5 protein-coding genes are annotated in these 9505 nt (G+C 60.3%); 1 reads left to right on the plus strand and 4 read right to left on the minus strand.

The window, feature by feature from the left end; translation table 11 throughout:
• On the minus strand, positions 1–1949 hold a 1949-nt coding region (locus VL547_RS19095), incomplete at its 3' end, for a hypothetical protein (protein ID WP_325580903.1).
• 84 nt (positions 1950–2033) lie between these two features.
• Here VL547_RS19095 and VL547_RS19100 point away from each other — a divergent pair.
• Positions 2034–2918 (plus strand): AraC family transcriptional regulator, encoded by an 885-nt coding sequence (locus tag VL547_RS19100; RefSeq protein WP_325580905.1) that lies wholly within the window; start codon positions 2034–2036, stop codon positions 2916–2918.
• 35 nt (positions 2919–2953) lie between these two features.
• Here the strand turns inward: VL547_RS19100 and VL547_RS19105 are convergent, their stop codons facing one another.
• The 3 genes from VL547_RS19105 to VL547_RS19115 form a co-directional block, all read right to left on the minus strand.
• The gene (locus VL547_RS19105) at positions 2954–5116 is read right to left on the minus strand and encodes an alpha-galactosidase (RefSeq protein ID WP_325580907.1); all 2163 of its coding nucleotides are present in this window, start codon (positions 5114–5116) and stop codon (positions 2954–2956) included.
• Between the two features lie 132 nt (positions 5117–5248).
• Positions 5249–5683: a response regulator gene (locus tag VL547_RS19110; RefSeq protein WP_325580910.1), complete on the minus strand. Its 435-nt coding sequence runs from the start codon at positions 5681–5683 to the stop codon at positions 5249–5251.
• Positions 5684–5788: 105 nt separating this feature from the next.
• Positions 5789–9493 (minus strand): IPT/TIG domain-containing protein, encoded by a 3705-nt coding sequence (locus VL547_RS19115; RefSeq protein WP_414648354.1) that lies wholly within the window; start codon positions 9491–9493, stop codon positions 5789–5791.
• Positions 9494–9505 lie beyond the last annotated feature (12 nt).

Here is a 9505-nt window from a genome sequence, read left to right on the forward strand (position 1 = left end):
GCTTTGCCGGCGGGGAGGGTGTATTCCAGGGGGGATTTGCGGCTGAAGTTGAAGAGGGCGAGCAGCGTCGGGGCTCCGGCACGGCCTTTGGCACCGGTCCCGAGGGTGAAGACCAGCTGCTGATCGAAACCGGGGCCGTCGGCCCATTGGAGGGGAGTGAAGGCCCTGGGGTGGGCGAAATACGCGCAAACCTTCGGGTTGTTCAGGTACTGGCGGGCGCGCTCCAGCGCCAGCGGGCTGCGGAGGTCCGATCCGTCGCCGAGGATACTGCCCATCGCCACGAGGGCCAACAGGCGTACCTTGACTTCGGTTTCGGTGAGCGTGGGGTTTTTCTGGAAGTGCTCCATGATGGTCACGTCCAGGTTGGTGTAGGGCCAGAGCGTGCCCTGGGTCCAGGTCATATGGGAGCCGAGGGCCAGGGAATATTCGGTGGAGCCCCAGTTGGGGAAGCCCGTTTGGTCGTCCCGCAGGTGGGAATAGATGTCGGTCGAAATGAACCGGGCGTGGGTATACTGGCTGGGGAACAGCGGGGATATGGCTTCCGTGTAGAATATATCCGGTCCGAGTATCGAGTCCGACAGGTGACGCAGCAACCGCATCCCATAGTTGAACGCCTGTATGCCGGTACGGATGGCGGGGTTGGCGTGGGTGGGCGACTCCTGGGTCCCCGCGCTGAGGAAGTCGATCTTGATAAAGGTGGCGCCGATGGTCTTTGCCTTTTCGAGCTGGCCGACCAGATAGTCGCGTACCGCGGGATGGGTGGGATCGAGGGCAAAGGCCGCCCAGTCGCCGTCCTTATAGGCGATGGGGTTGCCCGCGCTGTCCTTGAGTATCGCTTGCGCCAGCGGGGCGCTCGCGATCCTGTCCTTCCAGTACCACTGGGCGAAGGGGGCGAAGTAAAAGCCGATCCGCTGGCGGTTTTTTGCCGCGTAGTCCTTGAGGCCTTTCAACGTCTCGGTGGAATAGACGCCCTGGTCGTAGGAGTCGATACTGAGCACCGCGGCCCTGTTGAATCGATCGAGGGTTTTTATGACATCGGAGACTTGTTTTACTCCATCGGGCATCATCACGTGCCCGTAGCCGAGCACGCCTTCCACGCCAAAGCTGTTCCAGTAGACGGGTGCGGGGCCGTTCCAGGCAAGGCGGCCGTTGATTTTCGCGTTGACCTCGCCGTAGGTTTTCGTTATCGGCCGGACGTCTTTGCCCGCGGCGATATATATTTTCGGGGAACGGAGGATGGGGCCTGGCATCGTGCCGTGGGGGGCGTGGTCGTGGGTGCCGTCGCGGCCTTCATCCAGCGGTTTGGAGGGATCGTCGGGGGTGGAGACGCCGCCAAAGACGTCGAGGGTGTCGGCCTGGCCCATGCGGTAGGCGATGCCGGTCTTCCAGAAGTCGTGGGTGACGGAGCCGAGGACGAGACCGGCCAAGGTCGCGCTGTCGTAGATCGTGGTGTATTCGTAGCTCATGCCGCACACGGGGAATGCGGCCGGGTTGGCGGGCGGGCGCTGCTCTAGGATGTGCACCCAGTCGTCGTTGTCGAAAGGGACGTCGAGCAGGCGGCGGGCGGTTCCCGGCGTGTGTATGACCGCGGCAAGCGGGGAGATGTGCCGGGTTTCAGCGGCGCCCTTGACTTCGAGGTCCAGTAAAAGGCCTTCGCCTTGCAGGGTAATGTGCTGAATGAGCGTTAGCCCCGCGGCGTTGCCGGTATGGGTGACGGTGAGAGCGTATCCATCAGTGACGCGGCAGGCATGCCGTCGGCAATCGGTGGTGGAGACACGGCCCGCGCGGAGGTCCACGACGTAAGCGGTGGCGTTATCCACGGTTTGTCCGGAGGCAAAGCGGATGTTGACTACGCCGGTGGCCGTGTCGGCGGTAACGACGGCATAACGATTGGAGAGTTGTGCGGCGGCAATCGTTGGTAAAAATATGACCAGGGATATAAATCTCATGTTCGATTATACCCAAAGTTCTATTTTCGCGCTAAGCCATGAAATGGCAGTTCTTATGAAAGGGATGGACTTTTTTCTGATGTTATGACAAAAGCATTGCGTAAGAAAGAGGGATTCGAGGGGCAGAAGCTTATCGTGCTGCCGCGGAAGATCGTTGCCGACTTCCTGGTGGTGGACCTTATCACCCAGCCGGCATACATCACCGACATCGGGTACTATCCCAAGGCGCTCCATCACTACATGGAGCGGCCCTCGGGGATTTCGCAGCATATCCTTATCTATTGCGTGGAGGGACGTGGCTGGGTGAACCAGGGCGGTAGCCGTCAGGAAATCGGGCCTTCCGATTTTGTCCTGATCCCTGCGGGTACGCCCCACCGGTATGGAGCCGACCCGGAAGACCCATGGACTATCTACTGGATCCATTTTGGCGGCGAAACGGCCTCGTATATCGTCGACCTCATCCGCCAGGGTAAACCCCGGCTGGCGTATGACGATCACCGGTTCAAGCTCTTCGAGGACATCTATACCAACCTCGAAAAGGGATACAGCAGCGATACGCTGCGGTATGTGAATATGATTTTTTACCACTTCCTGTCGTCGCTGCTGTATGAGGATAAGTTCATCCCCACCGGCAGCAGGTCCGAGACCGACGCCATAGATAAGGTGATCGGGCTCATGCAGCAAAAAAGCCATGGTCTCCTAAGCCTGGGGGAAATGGCGGACTTCGCGGATCTGTCCACGTCACATTTTTCGTCGGTCTTCCGCAAGAGGACGGGGCATTCGCCCGTGGAATATTTCAACCACCTCAAAATTCAGAAAGCCTGCCAGTACCTGCTCTTTACGCCGATGACGGTCAAGGAAGTGGCGCAGACGCTGGGGGTGAGCGACCCCTACTATTTTTCGCGGATGTTCACGAAGTGGATGGGGTATTCGCCGACGGAGTACCGGGAGGTGAATAGGACGGCGTAACGCCGCGCGCGGCGGCGCAGTGGCGCGGGCGCGGCCTAGGGCTGCGCCACGGCTTCGAAGATGAGGCTCTCGTATTCGCTGTAGAAGTCGGAGCGGATGCCCTCGTTCATCAGGAAGGCGCCGGAGAAGGTCTTGCCTTCGTAGTCGCCGAAGCGCGTGTAGCCGCCCTTGTCGAGCTCGCGCAGCGTATAACGGCCCTCGGGGCGAAGGCCCTTCAGACGGATCACGTGATGCTCGTCGCCGGGCGCTTTCTGGAATAGATACGAGAACACGATGGCGCGGGCGCTGTCGGGGGCGACGTACATCATCGCGGCGCGGTGTCCGCCGTAGGGGGAAAGGAGGCGGTAGAGGTCGCCGTGGAGGACGACGTCGGCGATCGTGGTTTTGTAGGTTTGGATGGCCTTGCGGGCGAAATCCTTGTCGGCGTCGGACATCTGCATGGGTTGGAGGTCCATGCCGAGCTTACCGGTCATCGCCACGTCGAAGCGGAACTTCAGCGGCTCGCTCCGGCCGGTGATGCCGTTGGGGATGTTGGATACGTGGGAAGCCATGCCGATCGCGGGGTAGAAATATTCCAGGCCCCACCCTATCTTGATCCGCTCCATGGCGTCGGTGTTGTCGCTGGGCCAGTACTCCATGAAGTTCGGCAGGGTCGCGTAGTCGATCCGGCCGCCGCCGCCGGAGCAGGCCATGAGCGTGACGTCGGGGAAGGCTTTTCGGACGCGCTCCATGATGGTCAGCAGGTTCTTCGAATAGTCGACAAAGAGGTTGGATTGCCGGTCCTTGGGAAGGTAGGCCGAGCCGGGATTGGTGACATACCGGTTGCAATCCCATTTGATGTAGCGGATGCCCCGGTTTTCGCGGAGCAGCTTATCGATACATTGATACACGTACTCCTGCACCCTGGGGTTGGAGAGGTCGAGGATCAGCTGGTTGCGTTGCAGATCGAGCGGGCGGTGGGATGCGGTGATCACCCAATCGGGGTGCTGCTCGTAAAGCGCGCTCCTGGGGTTGACCATTTCGGGCTCGATCCAGATGCCGAATTTCAGGTGGTTGGCTTCGCACTGCTGGACGAGATACGGGATGCCGTGCGGCAGTTTTTGCTTGTTCACTTCCCAATCCCCCAGACCGGCGTTGTCGTTGTTGCGCGGGTATTTGTTACCAAACCACCCGTCGTCGAGCAGGAACAGGTCGAAGCCCATGGTGCCGGCTTGCTGGATGATGGCGGATAGCTTTTGCTCGTCGAAATCGAAATACGTGGCTTCCCAGTTGTTGAGCAGGACGTCCCGGGAACCGTTGCCGTCGCGGATGCCGTAGACGCGCGCCCAGCGGTGGAACCGGCGGGTGACGTCTCCCGCGCCATGGTTGCTGTAGGTATGGAGCAGGGCGGGCGTGGTAAAGGTGGCGCCCGCGTCCAGCGTATAGGCGGAGGCGTAAGGATTGGCGCCGCACAGCACGTTCAGGTTCCCGTCGCTCCCCACTTCGAACTTCAGCTGCCAGCTGCCGGGCCAGGCCAGGGTCGCGCCAAGCACCCTGCCGTCGTCTTCCTGCAGCGGCCCATCCATCGACAGGAGGAAGGAGGGGTTGCTCCGTTGGTCGGAGCGCACGCCCAGCTTGGAGTCGATGACGCGGATACCGGGTTCGAGCCGGGTTTCGGTCATGTTGAACTCGTGGGCCCAGTCGCCGTAGTAGGATGTCAGGTAGTAGGCGTTTTCGCGGAAGCTCAGCCCCCCGGAAGCGAAGTCGCCGAGAACGACCGGCCCCTTCTCACCGTTACGGATATCCGCGGATTGGGCGATGATGTTTTCCTTTTCGTAGGCTTTGTAGTGCAGGACCACCTCCACGGGGTAGTAGGTGTCGTGGAGGTAGATATTCGTGAGGGTGGTGTTGTCGTCGATTCTTTGTTGGGTGCTTTTGTCGCAGACCAGGTAGGTCGTGGTGTTGCCGTCGCTGTGGGTGATCCTCAGCGCGACTTCCGTGTAGCTCTTGCCGTAGGTGGAGTAGGCTTCGTCTTTTGAGGCGACGTCGATGCCGTCGGTGGGAATGGACGGTCCGTAGTAGACCTGCCGGAGGATGCTGTCTTTATCCACGCCCAACACGAGGACGTTATCGTGAGTGGCCACGCGGATCAGCGGGCGCTGGGCCGTGGCGTTCAGACACAGGAGGGTGAGCAGCAGGACGGTCGCATTTCCTTTCATAAGGGGTCAAATATCGAGATTCCTGCGGGTCGGCGGAATGAAGGATATTATGAAAGGGATGGACTATTATACGGTTGCCGAGGTCAAGAGCGCCCGAAGGCATGGGGCTGGGGCGTGGGGCGTGCGGCGGCGTCAAAGGCTCATGGCCCAGTGCGGTGTCGTGACGGAGGAGAAAACGGAGACCAGGAAGCGGGTGATCTTCTCGAGACCCTGGCTGCCGCAGGGTTTGACGAGGTAGTGCTGGGCGCCGCGGCTGAGGCAGCGGTCGACAAAGCACTGCTCACCGGAGGTGCTCCAAACGACGATGGGGATACCCTCGTAGCGGCCGTCCCGGCCAAGGGCCTCCAAAACCTCGGGCGCGGTGAGGCCGGGCATCTGGTAATCGAGGATAACCATAGAAGGAAGCTCGTCGCTGGCACACTCGAGCAGGCGTTTCAACGCCTGGTCTCCGTCGCGGACGCAAAGGAAACGCGCGTCGGGGATTTCCTTCAGGAAACGCTCGGTAAGCATCTCCTGGTCCTCCGGGTCGTCATCGGCAAATAGGATATAGGTTGGGCGCAGGGGCATAGCAGGTGGGTTGATCGGCGTCCGTTAAGGTACGCAATCCAAGCCACAAAACAATGCGGCCCGCCGTTGGGGCGGGCCGCGTATGGAATTGGGTGGAAAGACCCACTACTGTACCATGATATGTTTTTCCGTCCGGTTGGTCCCGTCCTGCCAGGTCAGCACGTAGATCCCGCCGGGGACGCCGGTCAGGTCCATGCGGGCCTGGTACGCGCCGCTGGGAACGGTCATGGTCCGGACCGGTTTCCCGTTCAGGTCCACCAGGGTGAGGGTGGCCGTATGCGCGGAATAGGGAACCTGGATGTTGATCGCACCGCTGGCCGGGTTGGGCAGCGTCGTTACCTGCGGTTGGATGGGGACGTTCAACGTGGTGCGCCATGTACCCAGGGTATTGCCCAGGCTGTCGATGGCGGTGAGCAGGTAATAGTTCATGCCCTGGACCGGGTTGGGGTCGACAAAGCTGTACGCATTTCCCGCGCCGTCGATATGGCGCGATGGGACGCTGTATACCTGGTTGAAGCTGATACTGTCGGCGCTGCTCTCCAGCGTGTACGTGGCGACGCCCTGGTCGTACTGGGTGATCCAGGTCAGCTGCGCCTGATTGCTGACCATGGCGCCGGTGAACGAGGTGACCGCGAAGGGTGGTTTGGCTCCGACAAAGAGGAAGGTGTCCACCGAATAAGCGTTGGTGACGCTGTTTCCCACCTGTATAGCTCCGGTGGAACCGTCGCCCAGCACGGCAGTAATCGTCGTGGGCGAAACGACGGTAAAGGACGCCGCCGGCGTGCTGCCGAAGTAGACCCATTGGACATCGCCCAGGTTCGTTCCGGTGATCGTAACCACCCCGCCCGCGGTATCGATGATGGGGGTAAAGGAAGTAATGGTGGGGCTGATTACCGTTTTGGGGACGTAGGTGAAGGGCGTGAGCGTATCCGTTTTGGCGGTGCCGCCGGATGTAGTAAGCCATATAGCCCCGGTGGATCCCTGACCGACGACAGCCGTTACGATCGAGTCGGAGACAACGCTGATCGATGCTGCCGGGGTTCCACCAAAGGTTACCTGGCTGGCGCCCGTGAGATGGGCGCCGTAGAGGGTTACGGTGCCTCCGGCGGTATCCGAAGCGGGACTGAAGGAAAACAGTTGCGGTTGCGGCGCCGGCGGCATTATGGTGTCGATTACCGTAAACGAATTGAACGTAAGCGTATCGCCGGGCATGATAACCGACAGCGTGTAGGAACCGGTGGTCAGCCCGTTGGGTACCGTGGCTATGATCGAGGTGGGCGATGTCACGCTAAAGGTCGCCGGTGTCGATCCAAACAGGACGTTGGACACACCAAAGAATCCAAGACCGGTAATCGTCACCTGGCCGCCTACGGTATCGGAACCGGGGCTGAGGTAGGAAATGCTGTGCTGATTCGACTGTGCTAACGTAAAGCCCCATGTAGTATCGTTGCCATGGGCCGAGAAAACGATGATCGAACCGCTCGCGCCGTTACCGACCACGGCGTTGATCGTCGAGTCCGAAACGACCGTAAAGGATGCTGCGGGTACGCCGCCAAAGGTCACCAGGTTGACGCCGGTGAAGTCCGAACCGTGTATGGTCACGGTGCCGCCGGCAGTGTCGGTGGTGGGATAGAAGGAAGCGATAACCGGATTGACCGGCGGGGGCGGCGGTGTCGCCGCGCCGAGGTAGGTAAAGCCGCCGAGCGAGTCGACGCCACCCGGTGTCGTTACGCCGATGTAATGGCTGGTGACGCCCGTGGGTACGATGGCGGTGATGACGCTGTCGCTGACCACGGTAAAGGAAGCGGCGGGAACGGCACCGAAATTCAGGGCCGTGGCTCCGCTGAGGCGCTGGCCCGTCAGGGTGACCGTTTTGCCTGCGGAATCCGAGGTGGGCGTGACCGTTATCAACGAGGGAACGGTACCCGTATAGACGAAACCGGGCATGGCAACGGAGCCGTACCCATTGTCGAATTCGACGCTGCCGGTGGCGCCGTCCCTGACGACGACGTTGACCTGGCCCGGGTCGCTGTAGATCACCTTGGCGGGTTTGCCGCCGAGGAGGACCTGCGTGGGGCCAACGAGGTTATTCCCGACGATCCTGAGGGTATCTCCGGTAGTCGCCGACTGCGGATAGAATCCGATGAGCGTGGGCGGGCCGGTGACATACCAGAAGTTGGGGAAGGAGTCCCTTCCATAGGGGGTCGTGACCGTTACCCAGCCGCTGGAGCCGCTGCCGAGCCGGGCGACCACGATACCGGAATTGATCACCTGGAAGCTGGCGGCAGGGGTGCCGCCAAAAGTAACCGCCGTGGCGTTGCCGATGTTCTGCCCGTATATCTGTACGAATTGACCCGCGTTGCCATACATGTTGTACAACGTGTCGATTTTCGGGGCGGGACCGGCGACGTATGTAAACCCTGCCAGGGAATCCGAGCCCTGCGGCGTGGTCACTTTGACCAGGCCGCTGCTACCGGCACCGACGATCGCGTGGATGAGCGTGTCGGAGACGACCGTGTAAGAGGCGGCCGGCGTATTGCCGAAAGAAACCGCGGTGGCGCCGGTGAATTGGTAGCCGTGGATAGTGACGGTGCCCCGGGCGGTATCGCTTACAGGGCTGAATGAACTGATGGCGGGCATGGTCCCGTAGACGAAACCGTTGATGGAAGATATATATCCACCCTGGGCTTCTATCGAGATGGCGCCGGAGGTTGCGCCATGTGGAACGGCGAACTGCAACACCGAATCGGACAGGACGTTCACGGTTTCCGTCCAGCCATCACCAACCGCTATATACCACACACCTGTAAGGTGCTTACCAGTCAGGGTAATGATCTGGCCGGCGGTGTCGCTCTTGGGATAGAAATCAAAAATATCCGCCGGGACTCCGAAATAACTGAAAGCATCCGCGGAAGTAGCTGTTCCATGAGGCGTCAACACAGTAACCGGCCCATTGCCGGTCGGACCGACGACGGCAGTGATCAGGGAATCCGATATCACCGCAAAGGAAGAGGCCGGGGAACCAGCGAGCTTAACGACGGTCGCGCCGGTTAAGTGGGCGCCTTTGATGGTTACCGTCCCACCCAGGGTGTCGGACTCGGGAGAAAAAGAGTTGATGATCGGTATCAGGGGAGAGCCAAAGTAAAACGACTGGCTATACAACGTGTCCTGGAAACTGGTGGAATCCGCGAGACGGGAATATACCGAGACATAACCCGATGCGCCCGAACCCACCGTAGCCTGGATCACCGTGTCGTTTACAATGGAAAACGATGCCGCGGGCACTGCCCCGAAGTAGACCTGTCGGGCGGTGCTCAAGCCGTAACCTTGGATGGTCACCACCCCGCCGGTAGTATCTGTCTGCGGGGAAATCGAGGTGAGCGTAGGGTCCACCAAAAAATTCCGGGAGGACGTCACGGTTCCATTGGGCGTCGCCACGGTTATGGGAACGTTATTTGCCCCCGGGGGCACCTGTGCGAAAATCAACCCATCGTTATACACCCGGAAGGAAGTCGCGGGCACGGCGCCAAAGTAAACAGCTGTCGCGCCGGTGAAATTAGACCCGTTGATGTTTATTTGGCCCCCGACAATCCCATGGTTCCAGAAACTCGTTAGCGTTGGCACGTTTTTGCCAACATATGAGAATCCATTCAGCGAGGCGTATCCAGCCGCATTATGAACCATTACAGCGCCGGAAGCTCCATTGCCAACTGTAGCGAGGATCGTGCCGGGCGAGACGACGGTAAAAGATGCCGCCTGGACGCCTCCGAAGAAGACGGAATCCGTACCGGTAAAGTTGGAGCCAGTTATGGTTACAAGACC

It is taken from the genome of Dinghuibacter sp. (genome assembly GCF_035492835.1).
Lineage (GTDB): Bacteria > Bacteroidota > Bacteroidia > Chitinophagales > Chitinophagaceae > Dinghuibacter.